The following is a 16,402-nucleotide window of genomic DNA, read 5'->3' on the forward strand; positions in this document are numbered from 1 at the left end:
TCTCGATCGAATTTTCCGCGCTCTGCGGAAACCGGCCTTTCGGCGGCAAGCCCCTGAAACCGCTTGGGAAAAAGCTGTCGCTTCGATCAGGTAAGAATTTCGAACCGATTCATAGGCTTATGCGGACGGACGAGGGAGAGGGGAAAAAGCGGGACGCCAGGAGGCCGTATTGGGAAAATTGTGCACAATAATTGTGCCCAGTGTTACCGCCGCGCCCGTCGACGGTGCGCGGCGCGAAGCTCAGCCCGTCCGGGAAATATCCAGGCCCTTCAACTGCCCGATCATCCACGCATGGGCGTCACGCCCGACATGCTGGACGTGGCTGTAGAGCCGCAGCACGTAGGGCGGAATGTCGAACGGCGCGGGATACAGGGCGAGGCCGGCGGCTTCCGCCAGTGCCTGTGCGGCATGTCGGGGAGCGGTGAGCAGGAAATCGGTGGAGCCTGCCAGGAACAGCGCCGCCAGCACCGTCGGCAGTTGCACCACCACTTCGCGACGCAGGCCGGAGCGGGCCAGCAGCCGGTCGATCACCCCACTGTCCTCGTTCCACGGCGTCACCACCGCATGCCGTTCGGCCAGGTAGCCCTCCAGCGTCGGCGCCCCGGCGAGGCGCGGGTGGTCGCGCCGCGCCACCACCACGTAGCGGTCGGCGAACCAGTCATGGGCCTGGATGCCTTCGGGCAGGCGCTCGTGTTCCTCGTCGTAGCCGAGGGCGAAATCGATCCGCCCGCTGGCCAGGGCCTCTACCGACAGCTTGCGTTCCGCGTTGACCAGGCGCAGGCGCACTCCGGGCGCGCTGTGCTGCAGGCGGTTCATCAGCGGCGGAAGCAGGGCGAAGGCGGTGTAGTCGGTGGCGGCGAAGACGAAGGTGCGCTGGCTCTGTCCCGGTACGAACGGCCGCCACTCTTCCAGCCCCTCGCCGAGGGCGCGCAGGGCGGCGGCCACCGCAGCGGCCAGGTGCTCGGCACGCTGGGTCGGCTGCATGCGATTGCCCTGGCGCAGGAACAGTTCGTCGTCCAGCCCCTGGCGCAGGCGCCCCAGCGCATGGCTGAAGGCCGAGGCGCTGATCGCCAGTTCGCTGGCTGCGGTGCCGACGTTGCGGTGGCGATACAGGGCGTCGAAGACAAGCAGGAGGTTGAGATCGAGACGGCGCAGCAGGGGATGCATGTTATTCAGTTGCCGATGAGAAGAATGCACTTCATGCATCTTAGCAGGCGCACTAGGATGGCCGGATCCTCCACCGGAAGGTTGCCCATGACTCTCGAAATCCGTCCCGCCGTACCGGCCGACGCCGAACAGATCCTTGCCTTCATCATTGAACTGGCCGACTACGAGCGCGCCCGCCACGAGGTGGTCACCGATGTCGAAGGCATCCGCCGCAGCCTGTTCGCCGAAGGCTCGCCGACCCGCGCACTGATGTGCCTGAGCGAAGGCCGGCCGATCGGCTATGCGGTGTATTTCTACAGCTACTCGACCTGGCTGGGGCGCAACGGCATCTACCTCGAAGACCTCTACGTCACCCCTGAGTACCGTGGCGTCGGCGCCGGTCGCCGGCTGCTCCGCGAGCTGGCCCGCGAGGCCGTGGCCAACGACTGCGGACGCCTGGAGTGGAGCGTGCTGGACTGGAACCAGCCGGCCATCGACTTCTACCGCTCCATCGGCGCGCTGCCGCAGGACGAGTGGGTGCGCTACCGGCTGGATGGCGAGGCGTTGCGCAAGATGGCGGAGTAGCTGGCGGCAAGCCGGCGTTGATGCCGGGGGAGTGTGTGGGGGTAGGGCGAATAGCGCCTGGCGATATCCGCCAGTTTCTCACCGAGGACGCCTGGCGCCCTCCGCCCTGTCGCCGCTTTTCCCCCGCAACGTCGTAGCGTTGTCCCGCAGGAGCGCCCACAGGCGTTCCGCTACCGGGCCCTGCGCGCGATCGCGCCGGCGCGCCGCCACCACCTCTTCGCTGCGTTCTGGCAGATGCGGCCCGGCCAGGGCGAGCAGGCGGCCGTCGGCCAGTTCCTCGTCGACCAGGAAGTCCGGCAGATGCCCCCAGCCGAGGCCCTGGAGGATCACCTCTTTCTTCGTTCGCTGGTCCGGCACGCTGCACTGTCGCGCGCCGGCGAGCATGAAATAGTCCGTCGGCGGAGAATGGCGGGCGCTGTCGCGCATCACGCACTGGGCGAAGGGGCGCAGTTGTTCCGGGCGCACCGGTCGCGGCGGAGGATCGCCGAGCAGGCCCGGCGCGATGACCGGGACCAGCCCGACCCTGCACAGGTCGAGCCATTCCAGGCGTGGGTCGGACTTGTCCACGCGATGCAGGATCAGGTCGGCCTCGCCGTCCAGCAGGCGCTCCAGCGGGCCGCTGACGGTTTCGAACAGCAATTGCAGGCGGGTCTGCGGCTGGCTGCCGAAGAACCCTGCGAGCAGCGCCAGGGCCGGGCGCGGCGGGCAGAGGTCGCCCAGTACCACGCGCAGCTCGCATTCCTCGCCCTGGGCCAGGTGCGCGGCGTGGCCCCGCAGCCCTTCCAGTTCGTAGAGCAGGGACTGGGCACGCTGGTGGAAGGAGCGACCGGCGGCGGTCAGGCCGACCCGGTAGCCGCCCCGTTCCAGCAGCACCAGGCCGAGCTGGCGCTCCAGCCGGGCAACGGCGGCGAACACCGCCGGATGGGAGCGGTGCAGGCGCTGTGCGGCGGCCTGGAAGCCGCCGGCGTCGACCACCGCGTCGAAGCATTGGAGGTCGTGGAGGGTGAAATCGTGCATGTCAGCTTCCCTGACAGAGTCGTTCCATTCTTTGTAGTTTTTCCCAGGGGCCGTCGCAACTAGCCTGGCGTGCATGGCAATCACCCTGACCCCGGAGGCTCCCATGGGCAACCTGTCTTTTCTCGCTACCAGCGATGGCGCCAGCCTCGCCTATCGCCTGGACGGTGCGGCGGAGAAACCGCTGCTGGCGCTCTCCAACTCCATCGGCACCACCCTGCACATGTGGGATGCGCAACTCCCGGCACTGACCCGGCACTTCCGCGTCCTGCGCTACGACGCCCGTGGCCATGGCGCCTCCAGTGTGCCGCCGGGGCCCTACACCTTGGCCCGGCTGGGCGAGGACGTACTGGAGCTGCTCGACGCGCTGGAGGTACGGCGCGCGCATTTCCTCGGCCTGTCCCTGGGCGGGATCGTCGGCCAGTGGCTGGCGCTGCATGCGCCGCAGCGGATCGAGCGGCTGGTGCTGGCCAACACCTCGGCCTGGCTCGGCCCGGCGGCGCAGTGGGACGAGCGCATCGCCGCGGTGCTGCAGGCCGAGGACATGAGCGAGACCGCCGCGGGCTTCCTCGGCAACTGGTTTCCGCCGGCGCTGCTGGAGCGCGCCGAGCCCGTCGTCGAGCGCTTCCGGGCGATGCTCATGGCCACCAACCGGCACGGCCTGGCCGGCTCCTTCGCGGCGGTGCGCGATACCGACCTGCGCGCGCAACTGGCGCGGATCGAGCGGCCGACCCTGGTGATCGCAGGGGCGTACGACACGGTCACCGCCGCCAGCCACGGCGAGCTGATCGCCGCGTCGATTGCCGGGGCCAGGCTGGTTACGCTGCCGGCGGTGCACCTGTCGAACGTCGAGTTCCCGCAGGCGTTCGAAGGCGCGGTGCTGAGCTTTCTCGGCGCAGCCTGATTAGGCTATCGTCGCGCCTTTTCCCTCGGCGCAGGAGCCGACATGAACGAGCCGGGCAGTTTCATCTGGACGTGGTACGGGCAGGATGAGCATCGATGGGTCCTGCTCAGCGCAGAGGCGTTCCTGGCGCTCGATTTCCTGGCCCTTGACGGTGCCATGCAGAGAGAGACCGTCGGCAGTTGCCCGGGCTGCTCTACCTGGTCGGAGAAGATCGTGCCGTTGCACGAGTGGCTCGAAGGCTGTCCGGGTCACCAGGCCGGGAGTTTTCGCGATGCCTTGAGGCGTGTCTGGGCGCTGTGCAACGAGCTGCCCGAGGAAGCGCTGGGCTGCTTCGACTTTGACATCTATGCCCACCCCGGATGGCAGGTGGTACGTCGAGAGGCCCGGGAGGCGCTGCGGCAGAACGGTTGGGGCAGCATCCGTAGCCACGCCGAGGAGCTGCGCGACGACTGTTGGGAGCGTGTGCATGGCTACCCGAAGAAATGAGAAAGCCGCCCCTCGGGGCGGCTTTTCGTTGCGCTGCGGCGAACGGCCTACAGCCCGTTCTTCGCCTTGAACTCACGGCGGCGGCGATGCAGGACCGGCTCGGTATAGCCGTTCGGCTGCCGGGTGCCTTCCACCACCAGCTCCAGGGCGGCCTGGAACGCGACGTTGTCGTCGAAGTTCGGCGCCATCGGCCGGTAGGACGGGTCGCTGGCGTTCTGCCGGTCGACCACCACGGCCATGCGCTTGAGGCTCTCGACCACCTGCTCCTGGCTGATCACGCCGTGACGCAGCCAGTTGGCCAGCAGCTGGCTGGAGATGCGCAGGGTGGCGCGGTCTTCCATCAGACCGACGTCGTTGATGTCCGGCACCTTGGAGCAGCCGACGCCCTGGTCGATCCAGCGGACGACATAGCCGAGGATGCCCTGGGCGTTGTTGTCCACCTCGTTCTTGATCTCTTCCGCGGTCCAGTTGGTGTTCGGCGCCAGCGGAATGGTCAGGATGTCGTCCACCGAGGCCGGGGTGCGCTTGGCCAGCTCGGCCTGGCGGGCGAACACGTCGACCTTGTGGTAATGCAGGGCGTGCAGGGTCGCGGCGGTCGGCGACGGGACCCAGGCGGTGTTGGCGCCGGCCAGCGGATGGCCGATCTTCTGCTCGAGCATGGCGGCCATCAGGTCGGGCATGGCCCACATGCCCTTGCCGATCTGCGCCTTGCCTTGCAGGCCGGTGGCCAGGCCGACGTCGACGTTGTTGTTCTCGTAGGCGCCGATCCACTTCTCCGACTTCATGGCGCCCTTGCGCACCACGGCGCCGGCTTCCATGGAGGTGTGGATCTCGTCGCCGGTGCGGTCGAGGAAGCCGGTGTTGATGAACACCACGCGATCCTTGGCCGCCTTGATGCAGGCCTTCAGGTTCACGGTGGTGCGGCGCTCCTCGTCCATGATGCCGACCTTCAGGGTGTTGCGCGGCAGGCCGAGGACGTCCTCGACGCGGCCGAACAGCTCGTTGGTGAAGGCGGCTTCTTCCGGACCGTGCATCTTCGGCTTGACGATATACACGCTGCCGGTGCGGCTGTTCTTGCGGCTGGTGTTGCCGTTCAGGTCATGAATGGCGATCAGGCTGGTGAACAGACCGTCCTGGATGCCTTCCGGCACTTCGTTGCCGTCCTTGTCGAGGATCGCATCGTTGGTCATCAGGTGGCCGACGTTGCGCACGAACAGCAGCGAGCGGCCGTGCAGGGTCAGTTCGGAACCGTCGGCCCTGGTGTAGACGCGGTCCGGGTTCATGGTGCGGGTGAAGGTGCTGCCGCCCTTGCTGACTTCCTCGGCCAGGTCGCCTTTCATCAGGCCCAGCCAGTTGCGGTAGATCACTACCTTGTCGTCGGCGTCGACCGCGGCGACCGAGTCCTCGCAGTCCATGATGGTGGTGAGGGCGGCTTCCATCAGCACGTCCTTCACGCCTGCGGCATCGGTCTGGCCGACCGGGCTGCTCGGGTCGATCTGGATTTCGAAGTGCAGGCCGTTGTGCTTGAGCAGTACCGCTTGCGGCTTGGCGGCGTCGCCCTGGAAGGCAAGGAACTGGCCAGCGTTCTTCAGGGCGGTTTCGCTGCCGTTCTTCAGCGCGACGACCAGCGCGCCGTTCTTCACGCTGTAGGAAGTGGCGTCGACATGGGAGCCGGACTCCAGCGGCGCGGCCTCGTCGAGGAAGGCGCGAGCGAAGGCGATGACCTTGTCGCCGCGAACCTTGTTGTAGCCCTTGCCTTTCTCGGCGCCGCCTTCTTCGCTGATCACGTCGGTGCCGTAGAGCGCGTCGTACAGCGAGCCCCAGCGGGCGTTGGAGGCGTTCAGGGCGAAGCGCGCATTCATCACCGGCACCACCAACTGCGGGCCGGCCATGCGGGCGATCTCGTCGTCGACGTTCTGGGTGCCGGCCTGGAAGTCTTCCGCCTCGGGCAGCAGGTAGCCGATTTCCTCGAGGAAGGCCTTGTAGGCAGCGGCGTCGTGGGCCTGGCCGGCGCGAGCCTGGTGCCAGCCGTCGATCTTGGCCTGGAGTTCGTCGCGCTTGGCGAGCAGGGCTTTATTCTTCGGCGCCAGGTCGTTGATCACGGCCTCCGCACCGGTCCAGAACGTGTCGGCAGAGACGCCGGTTCCGGGGATGGCTTCGTTGTTCACGAAGTCGAACAGGACTTTGGCGACCTGCAGGCCACCGACTTGAACGCGTTCAGTCATTGTTTGCCTCACTCTGCTCTAGACCAGCTCTGGACCCGGGCCGCACGGCCTTGTAGTCCGAGCCGCGGCATACTACATGATGCCGCGGGAAAAATCAGTGGTTACGCGTCGCGTTACGACTGGATGACGCTTCACGGTCACGTTGGCCAGGCTCAATGTTCGCAAAAAAACTGTACTTTGTTCCAGATAAATCTAAAAACAGTACACGATTTATCGTGAGCCCAACTGCGGCGCGGCGTCGCAGGATGTTTCACTGCGCTGCGAGCGCCTTGCCTATACTCCCGGAATCGCCCCAGGAGCCTCGCCATGCCCGTCCATGCCGCATCCCTCGCCGATCTCGCCGACCTGGTTCCGCTGTTTTCCGCCTACCTCGACTTCTACGAAGTGCCGGCGCCGGAAGAGCAGGTCCGCGCATTCCTCGCCGAGCGCCTGCGCCAGGGCGATTCGACCCTGTTCCTGGCCAGGGATGCCGAGGCGCGGGCGCTGGGCTTCGTCCAACTCTATCCGCTGTTCGCCTCCCTTGCGCTACGACCTTCGTGGCTGCTCAGCGATCTCTACGTCCGTCCGGAGGCGCGCCGCCAGGGCGTCGGCGAGGCCCTGATGAACCAGGCCCGGGGTTTCGCCGAAAGCATGGGCGCCTGCGGCCTGCAACTGGAGACGGCGAAGACCAACCACGCCGGGCAGTCGCTCTACGAGCGCCTCGGCTATGTCCGTGACGAACAGTTCTACACTTACTGGCTGCAGCTCTGAACTCCCATTCGTCCCAGCAGGAGGCAAGCTCATGGATCACCTGGTCCTGACCGTGATCGCCACCGACCATCCCGGCCTGGTCGAGCGCATCGCCCAATGCATCGCCTCCCACGGCGGCAACTGGCTGGAAAGCCGCATGTCGCGGATGGCCGGGCAGTTCGCCGGGATACTGCGGGTGGCCGTGCCGGCGGAGGGCTACGACGAACTGGTGGAAGGGCTACAGGGCCTGTCCAGTCACGGCATTCGCGTGCTCCTGGCGGAAAGCGGGATCGAGCCGGTATGCAACTGGAAGCCTATCCACCTCGACCTGGTGGGCAACGACCGCCCCGGTATCGTGCGTGACATCACCCGGCTGCTGGCCGAGCACGGGGTGAACCTGGAGAGCCTGTCCACCGAAGTGCGCCCGGCGCCGATGAGCAGCGAACCGCTGTTCCATGCCGATGCGCTGCTGGCGGTGCCGCTGACCCTGTCGCTGGACACCCTGCGCGAGCGACTGGAAGACCTGGCCGACGACCTGATGGTGGAATTGGTGCTGGACGCGTCCTGAAGTTGTTCAGGAAAGCCGGGGACGGGCCTGTGGAAAAGCCTTGGGTGAAACCCTGAAGCCCAGGCGCCGCTAGGCTTGGAGGTCGTAGCGCGTTTTTTGACCAGCTGCGTTGCGGTTATTCCCAAACCAGGTGGACCAGCCTGTGGGTATTCTGTGTGGATAACCTTGCAGGCCTTCATCCATGGGCAATACAAGGGTTTGATCGTTTTCTGAGCAGCCTCTCTTGCGCTTTTGCTTGTGGATTAACCTTCGCCGCTATCGTTGCCCCTGTGCACAAATAACGTGGAGCAGTCTGTGGGTAAGCCGGGGAAGAATCCATGCAGGCCTTTATCCATCGGTACTCCAGGTGTCAGTACGTTTTTTGATCGATGGCTTTTCCGGTTCATCCACAGTTGCTCACAAAAGCCTTGGGCAGATTTATGGATAAGCCTTGTGTATATCGTTGTAACCCTTGTTAATACTGGCATGCAGCGGTGTGCTCAAAGACTGATCAGGCGCTTTGCAGGGCTTCTTCCGACGAGTTATCCACGCGCCTGCGGGGAGGAGAAGGCAGGTCTATGCACAAAGTACGTGCATGAACCTGTGGAAAAGCCTGGGGTGGATCGCTGAGCGTCAGTATTGGCGGGAGATAGGAAGGAGTGCGTGTTTTTTCGCCAGGCTTGCGGAGTTCCGCAAGCCTGGGGATAACGTCAGCCCGGCTGGGGAAGGCGGCGCAGGCTGCGCCAGGCGTCGAAGCTGTAGACGGCCAGGGCGAGCCAGATGAAAGCGAAGGCGGTCAGGCGGCTGGAGTCCAGATGCTCGCCGAACAGCAGGATCGCCTGTAGCAGGACCAGCGTCGGCGCCAGGTATTGCAGGAAGCCCAGGGTGGCGTAGGGCAGGTGCCTTGCCGCAGCGTTGAAGCAGACCAGCGGAACCAGCGTCACCGGGCCCGCGGCGACCACCCACAGGGCTTCCGGGGTGCTCCAGAAAGCCGTTTCGCTGGTCGGCCCGTCGGCGAAAAACAGCAACCAGACCAGCGCCAGCGGCAGCAGCAGCCAGGTTTCCACCACCAGTCCGGGCAGCGCGGCGACCGGCGCCTTTTTGCGGATCAGGCCGTAGAAGCCGAAGGTCAGGGCCAGCACCAGCGACACCCAGGGCAGGCTGCCGAGTTGCCAGACCTGCTGCGCCACGCCCAGCGAAGCCAGGGCCACCGCCAGCCATTGCAGGGGACGCAGGCGTTCCTTGAGCAGCAACATGCCGAGCATCACGTTGATCAGCGGATTGATGTAGTAGCCCAGGCTGGCTTCCAGCATGTGGCCGTTGTTCACCGCCCAGACATAGGTCATCCAGTTGCTGGCGATCAGCAGTCCGCTGGCGGCCAGCACGACGAAGCGCTGCGGATTCTGGCGCAGCTCGCGCCACCAGCCCGGGTGCTTCCAGAACAGCAGCAGGACGGCGCCGAACAGGGCCGACCAGACCGCGCGCTGGACGATGATTTCCACCGCGGGAATGCGTTCGAGCAGTTTGAAGTAGAGCGGGAACAATCCCCAGATCACATAAGCCGTCAGGCCGAGGACATAGCCCCGACGGAGGTTGGCGGTCGCCATGGAGAATCCTTGAAACGTCAGGCAGGTAAGAATGGCCGTGCACGGCATGCACGAGCGGATGACCTGTGAATTCTAGTAGGGGGGTGACGGGGTTGTCTGCGCACAGTTCCCGCGGAAAAGCACCGGCACACTTGCCGTTCCCTCGCCTGCCCCGCGGCGGGACGGATAGCGCCGCGCGCCATTCGTCCCGTCCGCAGGAGGCTCAGAACAGCCGCAGCGGTTCCTCGTCCAGCGCCGCCAGTTGTTCGCGCAGCACCAGCACCTGCTCGCCCCAGTAACGTTCGCTGCCGAACCAGGGGAAGCTCGGCGGGAACGCCGGGTCGTCCCAGCGCCGCGCGAGCCAGGCGCTGTAGTGCATCAGGCGGAGGCTGCGCAGGCCTTCGAGCAGCGGTAGCTGGCGCGGGTCGAAGTCGTGGAACTCGTTGTAGCCGTCGACCAGTTCGGCAATCTGCGCCAGGCGTTCGTGGCGCTCGCCGGCGAGCATCATCCACAGGTCCTGGAGGGCCGGGCCCATGCGGCAGTCGTCGAGATCGACCATGTGGTAGACCTCGTCGCGGCACAGCAGGTTGCCTGGATGGCAGTCGCCGTGCAGGCGGATCGGCTGGTAGGGCACCTCGGCGAACAGGGCGTCGAGGCGTTTCAGCAGGTCGCGGGCGACCGACTCGTAGGCCGGCAGCAGGCTCCTGGGGATGAAATTGCCTTCCAGCAGGGTGGCCAGCGAGGCGTGGCCGAAGTTATCCACAGCGAGCGCCTCGCGGTGCTCGAACGGCCGCGTGGCGCCGACCGCGTGCAGGCGGCCGAGCAACTGGCCGAGGCGGTAGAGCTGGTCGAGATTGCCCGGCTCGGGCGCGCGCCCGCCGCGCCGGGGGAACAGGGCGAAGCGGAAGCCGGAGAATGCGAACAGGCTTTCGCCGTCGCGCGACAGCGGCGCCACCACCGGCACCTCGCATTCCGCCAGCTCGGCGGAGAAGGCGTGCTCCTCGCGGATCGCCGCGTCGCTCCAGCGGTCCGGTCGGTAGAACTTGGCGATCAGCGGCTCGCCGTCCTCGATGCCGACCTGGTACACGCGGTTTTCGTAGCTGTTGAGCGCCAGCACCCGTGCGTCGCTGAGATAGCCGAGGCTTTCCACGGCATCCAGGACGAGGTCGGGGGTCAGTTGGTCGAAGGGATGGGACATGACGGGGCATCCAAGGCTCGAAAGACCCCTAGTGTACGCAAGCCGGCGCGGGCCGGCAGGTTCACAGCGGCGTGCCGAGCAGGACCTGGGCCGGATCGAAGGAGGCGATCACCTTCTGACCCTTCTTCAGCCCCAGGCTGGCCAGGCGTTCGCCGGACAACAGCGCGCAGAGGGTAAGACCGCTGCCCAGGGCGATGCGCACCTCGCTGGGACCGGCCTTGGCCGCGAGGATTTCCTCCAGGGTGCCGTGCAACTGGTTCGGCTGGTCCTCGCGCGGTTCCAGCCCGACGTCCAGCCAGCCGGCCTTGATCAGCGCCAGTACCGGGCGGCCGCGACCGAGTTCGAGTTGCTCGGTGCTGGCGCGGGTGATCAGCGCCTCGATGCGTTGCTGGCCTGGCAGCTCGATGGCGATGCGGTCGTGGAAGCCTTCGCCATGGATCGACAGGACCCGCCCGTGCAATTGGTTGCGTGCGCTGGTGCGGAGCATCAGGCGGCCGATCAGGTTGAGGTCCTCGGCGTCTTCCGCGGCCTGCAACACCTGCGCTTGCAAGGCTTCCAGGCGCCGGTAGAGAGCCAGCAGGCGTTCGCCCTCGGCGGTCAGCCGGGCGCCGCCGCCGCCCTTGCCGCCGACGCTACGCTCGACCAGCGGACGCTCGGCCAGGTTGTTCAGTTCGTCGATGGCGTCCCAGGCGCCCTTGTAGCTGATGCCCACGGCCTTCGCCGCACGGGTGATGGAGCCCAGTTCGGCGATCTGCGCGAGCAGGGCGATGCGTTGCGGGCGACGGGTGACGTGCTGGGCGAGAGTGGAGAGTGCGGACATGGAGGCTTCGCTATGAGCGGACGTATACGGCGAAGGCTCCAACAGCCATGGGCAAAACGCAAGGGCGTCACTCGGCGGCCTGGTAGAGACCGTAGCCGGCGGCGGCGCCGGCCAGGTCCCAGGCGAGGTCCTTCCAGCTCCAGCCGCTGCCGGCGGAACGGCTGTCGTAGAGTTCCTTGCCGACGCCGAAGGCGAGCGAGAAGCTCAGGCCGAAGCGTGCCTGGCGAGCACCGTGCAGGCCGCGGTCGTGGGCCATCTGCATGCCCGCCGCGGTAAGGGCCGCGGAACTGGCGAAATGCAGGGCCTTGTCTTCGCCCAGCCAGTCGTCTTCGGCGAAGTGGCTGCAACCGCCGAGCAACAGGCAGGCCGCGACCAGCAGTAGCAGTGCGCGCATGGATCCTCTCCCGTATCGGTTGCGCGGCAGTTTAGCCCAGCTCAGCCGGGCTTCGGCGTGCGCGCCAGGCAGTAGACGTCGACCCGCGCGGCGCCCGCCCGGCGCAACAGACGGGAAAGGCACTCGGCGGTGGCCCCGGTGGTGAGCACGTCGTCCACCAGTGCCAGGTGCAGCCCGCGAACATCGCTGGCGGGCGCCAGGGCGAAGGCGTGGCGCAGGTTGCGCCGCCGCACCGTCGCGTCCAGGCCCTGCTGGGCCGGAGTATCCAGCACTCGCCGCAGGCTGTACGGATCGCAGCGCAGGTCCAGCTCGCCGGCCAGTCGCTCGGCGAGCTGTTGCGCCTGGTTGAAGCCGCGACGACGTTCGCGCCGTGGCGCCAGCGGGACCGGCAGCAGGCGTGCCGGGCGCGGCAGGCCTTCGGCGTAGCGTTGCCGCAGGTGTTCCGCCAGCAACTCGCCGAGCAGCCGCCCCAGCGGCCAGGCCGCCTGGTGCTTGAAGCGGTTGATCAGGCTGTCGAGCGGAAAGGCGTAGCGCCAGGGCGCGATCGCCTGTTCATAGGCCGGCGGGCGGCGCAGGCACTCGCCGCACACCTGGCCGTCCAGCGGCAGGGGCAGGGCGCAGCGCCGGCACTGCTGGCGCGACCAGGGCAGGTCGGCGGCACAGGCGCGGCACAGCGGGCGGGGCGGCTGGTCGCTGCGGGCGGCGCAGAGCAGGCAGGCCGGCGGCGGCAAAAGCCAGCGCGTGAGAGGACGAAGCGGGAACGACATGGCGGGACTTCCTGGCGGATGTCGCACCATGCAACCGCAGGCGCGCGCCGCCGACCAGCCGTTGCCAGCGGGTTCGGAACTCGCCTGTGGATAACCGAAACCTTCCTTCGCTCCTTGCGGAAACGGCCGACGCGTGGATCAGTGGATGAGCCAGCTCATGACGATCAGGCCGAGCACCGTCCAGATCACCCCGCCGACTATCGAGCGGCGCATGAAGGCGCGTATGCCGCTGTAGAGCAGCAACAGGCCGAGCACCAGGAAGACGAAGCTGAACAGCGATGCGTCCATGCCGATGGCCCTGGCCAGGCCGTGGAGGAAGTCGTCCATGGCGCCCCAGATGCCGCCCAGCAGGCCGGAGAGCAGGTCCACCACGAAGCGGATCGCCCTGCCCAGCATCTCGCCCAGTCCGTCGAAAAAGCCTTCTGTACCCATGAGTGTCCTGTCCTGAGTGTTCCCAGCGTTGGATCAGAGATTAGCCGCCGGGTTCAGCGCCGGCTGCTGCTTTGCTGCGGAGCGAGGAACGACTGGCGGAAGTATTCGCGGAACGCGCGCATCCCGGCGCTCGCTTCGGTGTCGCGGCGCCAGGCCAGGCCGACGCTCATCGACGGCACCGGGTCGACCAGCGATAGCGTCTCGATGCGTTTGCCTTCCAGCGACCAGGGCCGGTACACCAGATCGGAGAGGATGGCCACGCCGGAGCCGTTGGCGACCATGCTGCGCACCGCTTCCACCGAACTGGTATGGAGGATCACCTGCGGCCGGTGGCCGCTCTGTTGCCAGTAGCGCAGCGCGCTCTGCCCGGCCTCGTCGACGGTGAGCATGATGTAGGGCTCGCCGGCCACGTCGGCCAGGCCCAGGTCGGCCTTCTCGCCCAGCGGATGGCGGCTGGGCAGCCACAACCGGCGCTCGGAGTTGAACAGGGTTTCGGCGGCGATCCCGGGCTCGGTGAGATTGCCGGTGAGCAGCACGGCGATGTCGTAGCGACCGTCGAGGAGGCCGCGCTCGATGCTGGCGCGCTCGTCCTCGAACAGTTGCAGCTCCAGTTCCGGGTACCACTGCGCCAGGCGTTGCAGGTGGTGGGGGAGGAAATAGCCCATCACGGTATAGCTGGCGGCGACCTTCAGGGTGCCTTCGACCCGGGTGTCCGGTTGCGGGCTGTTGAGCGCGTCGTCGACGCTGCGCTGGATCGAATAGGCGTGGTTGAGGAAGTGCCGGCCGCTGTCGGTCAGGTTCATGCCCTGGGCCGTGCGGGTGAACAGGGCGACGCCGAGCATGCCCTCCAGTTCCTGGATCGCGCTGGTCACCGCCGACTGCGAGATGTTCAGGTGGATGGCGGCCTGGGATATCTGGCCGAACTCGGCGGTGGCGATGAAGTAGCGAACCTGGCGGAGGGTCAGGGCCATGGGCAGCATCCGGAAGAGGTATCTGTTTTTCAGAAACCAGTCTATCGAATAATAAATCTACCCAATACCTTTCCCGGCTTTTACCGTGGCTCCATCCAACAACAAGACAGATGAGGCCAGCCGGCAATGACTGAAGTCGACCTCAATTCCGACATGGGCGAAGGCTTCGGCCCATGGACCATCGGCGATGGCGTGGATGCGGCGATCATGCCGCTGATCAGCAGCGCCAACATCGCCACCGGTTTCCATGCCGGCGACCCGAGCAGCATGCGCCGCACCGTGGAGATGGCCGCCGAGCATGGCGTGGCCATCGGCGCCCATCCGGGCTTCCGCGACCTGGTCGGCTTCGGTCGCCGGCACATCGCCGCGCCGGCCATCGAGCTGGTCAACGACATGCTCTACCAGCTTGGCGCCCTGCGCGAATTCGCCCGGCTGCAGGGCCTGTCGCTGCAACACGTCAAGCCCCACGGCGCGCTCTACATGCACCTGGCGCGCGACGAGGCCGCCGCGCGCCTGTTCGTCGAGACCCTGCAACGCCTGGAACCGGAACTGCTGCTCTATTGCATGCCCGGTTCGGCCACCTGGCGCATCGGTCGGGAACTGGGCCAGCCGCTGGTGCGCGAGTTCTACGCCGACCGCGACTACGACCGTAGCGGCTCCATCGTCTTCACCCGGCGGGTCGCCGCCCTCGATCCGCAACAGGTCGCCGACAAGGTCCTGCGCGCCTGCCGCGAGGGCAAGGTGCGCACCGTCGAGGGCGAGGACCTCGACATCGCCTTCGACTCGGTGTGCATCCACAGCGACACCCCCGGCGCCCTGGAGCTGGTCGCCAGCACCCGCGCGCGCCTGGAAGGCGCCGGCATCCGCATCAAGGCGCCGCGTTGAGCGCCGCTCGCCTCGGCGAGCCTCGCGACAAGCTTTTCTGCCATTTCCTACAACGTTCGAATAATGAGGATTCGTCATGGCCGAACATAACGTGCAGTCCCCCTTGCCCGGCACCTTCTATCGCAAGGCCAGCCCCGACGCGCCACCCTACGCGGAGGTCGGGCAGGCGGTCGAGGCCGGCAGCGTGATCGGGCTGATCGAGGTGATGAAGCAGTTTTCCGAAGTGCAGGCCGGGCAGGCCGGCATACTCCAGGCGTTCCACGTGGAAGATGGCGAGGCCATCGAGCCGGGACAGGTGCTGGCGGTGATCGCCAGCGCTACCTGAGGAGGACGCCATGCACAAGCGACTGAACAAGCTGCTGGTGGCCAATCGCGGCGAGATCGCCGTGCGCATCATCCGCGCCGCGCAGGCACTGGGCATTCCCACGGTAGCGGTGTGCAGCGAGGCGGATCGCGATTCGCTGGCCGCGCGGCTGGCCGATGAGGTACGTCTGATCGGCCCTGCGCGGGCCGAGCGGAGCTACCTGGATATCGAGGCGATTCTCATGGCGGCGCGGGAAACCGGTGCCGACTCGATCCATCCCGGCTACGGTTTCCTCTCCGAGAACCCTGCCTTCGCCGAAGCGGTGCAGGCGGCCGGACTGGTCTTCGTCGGTCCGGATGCGCAGACCATCCGCCGCATGGGCGACAAGGCCGAGGCGCGGCGTACCGCGATGGCCGCCGGGGTGCCGGTGGTGCCGGGCTCGCCCGGCGAGCTGGACGACCTCGACGCGGCGCTGGCCTGCGCCGAAGAGGTCGGCTATCCGCTGCTGGTCAAGGCCTCCGCTGGCGGCGGCGGGCGTGGCATCCGTATCGCCCACGACGCCGACGAACTGCGTCGGGAATTCCCCATCGCCCAGCGCGAGGCGCAGGCCGCCTTCGGTTCGCCGGCGGTGTACCTGGAGCGCTTCATCCGCCAGGCGCGGCACATCGAAGTGCAGATCCTCGGCGATGGCGAGCGCGCGGTGCATCTGTTCGAACGCGAATGCTCGCTGCAGCGGCGGCGCCAGAAGGTCTTCGAGGAGGCACCTTCGGCGGCGCTGGACGGCGCGCAGCGCCAGGCCCTCTGCGAGAGCGCGGTGCGCCTGGCGCAGAGTCTCGGCTATCGTGGCGCGGGCACCCTGGAATACCTGTTCGACGCGCACAGCGGCGAGTTCTTCTTCATCGAGATGAACACCCGTATCCAGGTCGAGCATCCGGTCAGCGAGATGGTCACCGGCATCGACCTGGTCCAGGCCATGCTGCGCATCGCCGCCGGCGAGGCGCTGCCCTGGCGCCAGGAGGACATTCGCCTGAACGGCGCGGCGCTGGAGATGCGGATCAACGCCGAAGACCCGGCGCGCAATTTCTTCCCCAGCCCCGGCACCGTGGAGCGCCTGGAATGGCCGCAGGGCGAGGGCGTGCGAGTGGACAGCCACCTGTATCCCGGCTACCGGGTGCCGCCGTACTACGATTCGTTGCTGGCCAAGCTGATCGTCCATGGTCGCGACCGCGACGAAGCGTTCGCCCGCGCGCGCCAGGCGCTGGAGCGCACCGTGCTGGCCGGCATGGCCACTACCCTGCCGCTGCACCGCTGGCTGCTCGTCGATGCGCGGGTACAGGCCGCGCAGTTCGATACCGCTACCCTGGAAACCTGGCTCGCCGAGCGGACCGCAGCCGCGCAGGAGGTTTGAG

General features: G+C 67.0%; 18 protein-coding genes. 8 read left to right on the plus strand and 10 right to left on the minus strand.

The genetic code is table 11. The annotated features are described in order from the left end of the window. Positions 1 to 240 precede the first annotated feature (240 nt). Entirely contained in the window at positions 241 to 1,167 is a 927-nt protein-coding gene (locus HMPREF2914_RS29755; RefSeq protein WP_023092329.1) for a LysR substrate-binding domain-containing protein, read from the minus strand. 87 nt (positions 1,168 to 1,254) lie between these two features. Between HMPREF2914_RS29755 and HMPREF2914_RS29760 the strand changes: the two genes are divergently transcribed. Continuing rightward, positions 1,255 to 1,731, plus strand: coding sequence for a GNAT family N-acetyltransferase (locus HMPREF2914_RS29760; protein ID WP_003084777.1), 477 nt, complete (start codon positions 1,255 to 1,257; stop codon positions 1,729 to 1,731). 78 nt (positions 1,732 to 1,809) lie between these two features. Here HMPREF2914_RS29760 and HMPREF2914_RS29765 read toward each other — a convergent pair whose 3' ends face one another. After that, the gene (locus HMPREF2914_RS29765) at positions 1,810 to 2,748 is read right to left on the minus strand and encodes a LysR family transcriptional regulator (protein WP_023092330.1); all 939 of its coding nucleotides are present in this window, start codon (positions 2,746 to 2,748) and stop codon (positions 1,810 to 1,812) included. 103 nt (positions 2,749 to 2,851) lie between these two features. Here HMPREF2914_RS29765 and pcaD point away from each other — a divergent pair, with 103 nt between their 5' ends. Together pcaD and HMPREF2914_RS29775 are read left to right on the plus strand one after the other, a co-directional pair. Then, entirely contained in the window at positions 2,852 to 3,649 is a 798-nt protein-coding gene (gene pcaD, locus HMPREF2914_RS29770) for a 3-oxoadipate enol-lactonase (protein WP_003113259.1), read from the plus strand. A 42-nt stretch (positions 3,650 to 3,691) separates the two neighbouring features. After that, complete coding sequence (locus HMPREF2914_RS29775) at positions 3,692 to 4,135, plus strand: hypothetical protein (protein ID WP_023092331.1); 444 nt, start codon at positions 3,692 to 3,694, stop codon at positions 4,133 to 4,135. 47 nt (positions 4,136 to 4,182) lie between these two features. Here HMPREF2914_RS29775 and HMPREF2914_RS29780 read toward each other — a convergent pair whose 3' ends face one another. Then, entirely contained in the window at positions 4,183 to 6,360 is a 2,178-nt protein-coding gene (locus tag HMPREF2914_RS29780; RefSeq protein ID WP_003111109.1) for a malate synthase G, read from the minus strand. Between the two features lie 306 nt (positions 6,361 to 6,666). Between HMPREF2914_RS29780 and HMPREF2914_RS29785 the strand changes: the two genes are divergently transcribed. Both HMPREF2914_RS29785 and HMPREF2914_RS29790 read left to right on the plus strand, forming a co-directional pair. Next, the gene (locus HMPREF2914_RS29785; RefSeq protein ID WP_003084786.1) at positions 6,667 to 7,110 is read left to right on the plus strand and encodes a GNAT family N-acetyltransferase; all 444 of its coding nucleotides are present in this window, start codon (positions 6,667 to 6,669) and stop codon (positions 7,108 to 7,110) included. A gap of 31 nt (positions 7,111 to 7,141) precedes the next feature. After that, positions 7,142 to 7,657 carry a glycine cleavage system transcriptional repressor gene (locus tag HMPREF2914_RS29790; RefSeq protein ID WP_003084789.1) on the plus strand — a complete coding sequence of 172 codons (516 nt, stop codon included), beginning with the start codon at positions 7,142 to 7,144 and terminating at the stop codon, positions 7,655 to 7,657. A gap of 689 nt (positions 7,658 to 8,346) precedes the next feature. Here the strand turns inward: HMPREF2914_RS29790 and rarD are convergent. The 7 genes from rarD to HMPREF2914_RS29825 form a co-directional block, all read right to left on the minus strand. Next, the gene (rarD, locus tag HMPREF2914_RS29795; RefSeq protein WP_003103301.1) at positions 8,347 to 9,243 is read right to left on the minus strand and encodes an EamA family transporter RarD; all 897 of its coding nucleotides are present in this window, start codon (positions 9,241 to 9,243) and stop codon (positions 8,347 to 8,349) included. A 202-nt stretch (positions 9,244 to 9,445) separates the two neighbouring features. After that, positions 9,446 to 10,420 (minus strand): serine/threonine protein kinase, encoded by a 975-nt coding sequence (locus HMPREF2914_RS29800; RefSeq protein ID WP_003084794.1) that lies wholly within the window; start codon positions 10,418 to 10,420, stop codon positions 9,446 to 9,448. A gap of 61 nt (positions 10,421 to 10,481) precedes the next feature. Beyond that, the gene (locus HMPREF2914_RS29805) at positions 10,482 to 11,240 is read right to left on the minus strand and encodes a TOBE domain-containing protein (RefSeq protein ID WP_003084796.1); all 759 of its coding nucleotides are present in this window, start codon (positions 11,238 to 11,240) and stop codon (positions 10,482 to 10,484) included. A gap of 67 nt (positions 11,241 to 11,307) precedes the next feature. After that, positions 11,308 to 11,634, minus strand: coding sequence for a YfiM family lipoprotein (locus HMPREF2914_RS29810; protein ID WP_023092332.1), 327 nt, complete (start codon positions 11,632 to 11,634; stop codon positions 11,308 to 11,310). Positions 11,635 to 11,675: 41 nt separating this feature from the next. Continuing rightward, entirely contained in the window at positions 11,676 to 12,401 is a 726-nt protein-coding gene (locus tag HMPREF2914_RS29815) for a ComF family protein (RefSeq protein WP_023092333.1), read from the minus strand. 138 nt (positions 12,402 to 12,539) lie between these two features. Further along, positions 12,540 to 12,833: a hypothetical protein gene (locus HMPREF2914_RS29820; RefSeq protein ID WP_003084806.1), complete on the minus strand. Its 294-nt coding sequence runs from the start codon at positions 12,831 to 12,833 to the stop codon at positions 12,540 to 12,542. A 53-nt stretch (positions 12,834 to 12,886) separates the two neighbouring features. Next, positions 12,887 to 13,813 carry a LysR family transcriptional regulator gene (locus HMPREF2914_RS29825; RefSeq protein WP_003118849.1) on the minus strand — a complete coding sequence of 309 codons (927 nt, stop codon included), beginning with the start codon at positions 13,811 to 13,813 and terminating at the stop codon, positions 12,887 to 12,889. Positions 13,814 to 13,930: 117 nt separating this feature from the next. Here HMPREF2914_RS29825 and HMPREF2914_RS29830 point away from each other — a divergent pair, with 117 nt between their 5' ends. From HMPREF2914_RS29830 to HMPREF2914_RS29840, 3 genes are all read left to right on the plus strand, one after another. After that, positions 13,931 to 14,689, plus strand: coding sequence for a 5-oxoprolinase subunit PxpA (locus HMPREF2914_RS29830; RefSeq protein WP_003111232.1), 759 nt, complete (start codon positions 13,931 to 13,933; stop codon positions 14,687 to 14,689). A gap of 76 nt (positions 14,690 to 14,765) precedes the next feature. Beyond that, positions 14,766 to 15,014 carry an acetyl-CoA carboxylase gene (locus tag HMPREF2914_RS29835; protein ID WP_003084813.1) on the plus strand — a complete coding sequence of 83 codons (249 nt, stop codon included), beginning with the start codon at positions 14,766 to 14,768 and terminating at the stop codon, positions 15,012 to 15,014. 10 nt (positions 15,015 to 15,024) lie between these two features. Beyond that, positions 15,025 to 16,401, plus strand: coding sequence for an acetyl-CoA carboxylase biotin carboxylase subunit (locus tag HMPREF2914_RS29840; protein ID WP_023092334.1), 1,377 nt, complete (start codon positions 15,025 to 15,027; stop codon positions 16,399 to 16,401). Position 16,402 lies beyond the last annotated feature (1 nt).

Origin of the sequence: Pseudomonas sp. HMSC067G02 (assembly GCF_001813485.1) — a bacterium.
In the GTDB taxonomy this organism is placed as follows: domain Bacteria; phylum Pseudomonadota; class Gammaproteobacteria; order Pseudomonadales; family Pseudomonadaceae; genus Pseudomonas; species Pseudomonas aeruginosa.

Excerpts from the sequence above, each read along its gene's own strand:
- HMPREF2914_RS29755 (WP_023092329.1), bottom strand. The coding sequence starts at position 1,167 with ATGCATCCCCTGCTGCGCCGTCTCGATCTCAACCTCCTGCTTGTCTTC.
- HMPREF2914_RS29760 (WP_003084777.1), top strand. The coding sequence starts at position 1,255 with ATGACTCTCGAAATCCGTCCCGCCGTACCGGCCGACGCCGAACAGATC.
- HMPREF2914_RS29765 (WP_023092330.1), bottom strand. The coding sequence starts at position 2,748 with ATGCACGATTTCACCCTCCACGACCTCCAATGCTTCGACGCGGTGGTC.
- pcaD (WP_003113259.1), top strand. The coding sequence starts at position 2,852 with ATGGGCAACCTGTCTTTTCTCGCTACCAGCGATGGCGCCAGCCTCGCC.
- HMPREF2914_RS29775 (WP_023092331.1), top strand. The coding sequence starts at position 3,692 with ATGAACGAGCCGGGCAGTTTCATCTGGACGTGGTACGGGCAGGATGAG.
- HMPREF2914_RS29780 (WP_003111109.1), bottom strand. The coding sequence starts at position 6,360 with ATGACTGAACGCGTTCAAGTCGGTGGCCTGCAGGTCGCCAAAGTCCTG.
- HMPREF2914_RS29785 (WP_003084786.1), top strand. The coding sequence starts at position 6,667 with ATGCCCGTCCATGCCGCATCCCTCGCCGATCTCGCCGACCTGGTTCCG.
- HMPREF2914_RS29790 (WP_003084789.1), top strand. The coding sequence starts at position 7,142 with ATGGATCACCTGGTCCTGACCGTGATCGCCACCGACCATCCCGGCCTG.
- rarD (WP_003103301.1), bottom strand. The coding sequence starts at position 9,243 with ATGGCGACCGCCAACCTCCGTCGGGGCTATGTCCTCGGCCTGACGGCT.
- HMPREF2914_RS29800 (WP_003084794.1), bottom strand. The coding sequence starts at position 10,420 with ATGTCCCATCCCTTCGACCAACTGACCCCCGACCTCGTCCTGGATGCC.
- HMPREF2914_RS29805 (WP_003084796.1), bottom strand. The coding sequence starts at position 11,240 with ATGTCCGCACTCTCCACTCTCGCCCAGCACGTCACCCGTCGCCCGCAA.
- HMPREF2914_RS29810 (WP_023092332.1), bottom strand. The coding sequence starts at position 11,634 with ATGCGCGCACTGCTACTGCTGGTCGCGGCCTGCCTGTTGCTCGGCGGT.
- HMPREF2914_RS29815 (WP_023092333.1), bottom strand. The coding sequence starts at position 12,401 with ATGTCGTTCCCGCTTCGTCCTCTCACGCGCTGGCTTTTGCCGCCGCCG.
- HMPREF2914_RS29820 (WP_003084806.1), bottom strand. The coding sequence starts at position 12,833 with ATGGGTACAGAAGGCTTTTTCGACGGACTGGGCGAGATGCTGGGCAGG.
- HMPREF2914_RS29825 (WP_003118849.1), bottom strand. The coding sequence starts at position 13,813 with ATGCTGCCCATGGCCCTGACCCTCCGCCAGGTTCGCTACTTCATCGCC.
- HMPREF2914_RS29830 (WP_003111232.1), top strand. The coding sequence starts at position 13,931 with ATGACTGAAGTCGACCTCAATTCCGACATGGGCGAAGGCTTCGGCCCA.
- HMPREF2914_RS29835 (WP_003084813.1), top strand. The coding sequence starts at position 14,766 with ATGGCCGAACATAACGTGCAGTCCCCCTTGCCCGGCACCTTCTATCGC.
- HMPREF2914_RS29840 (WP_023092334.1), top strand. The coding sequence starts at position 15,025 with ATGCACAAGCGACTGAACAAGCTGCTGGTGGCCAATCGCGGCGAGATC.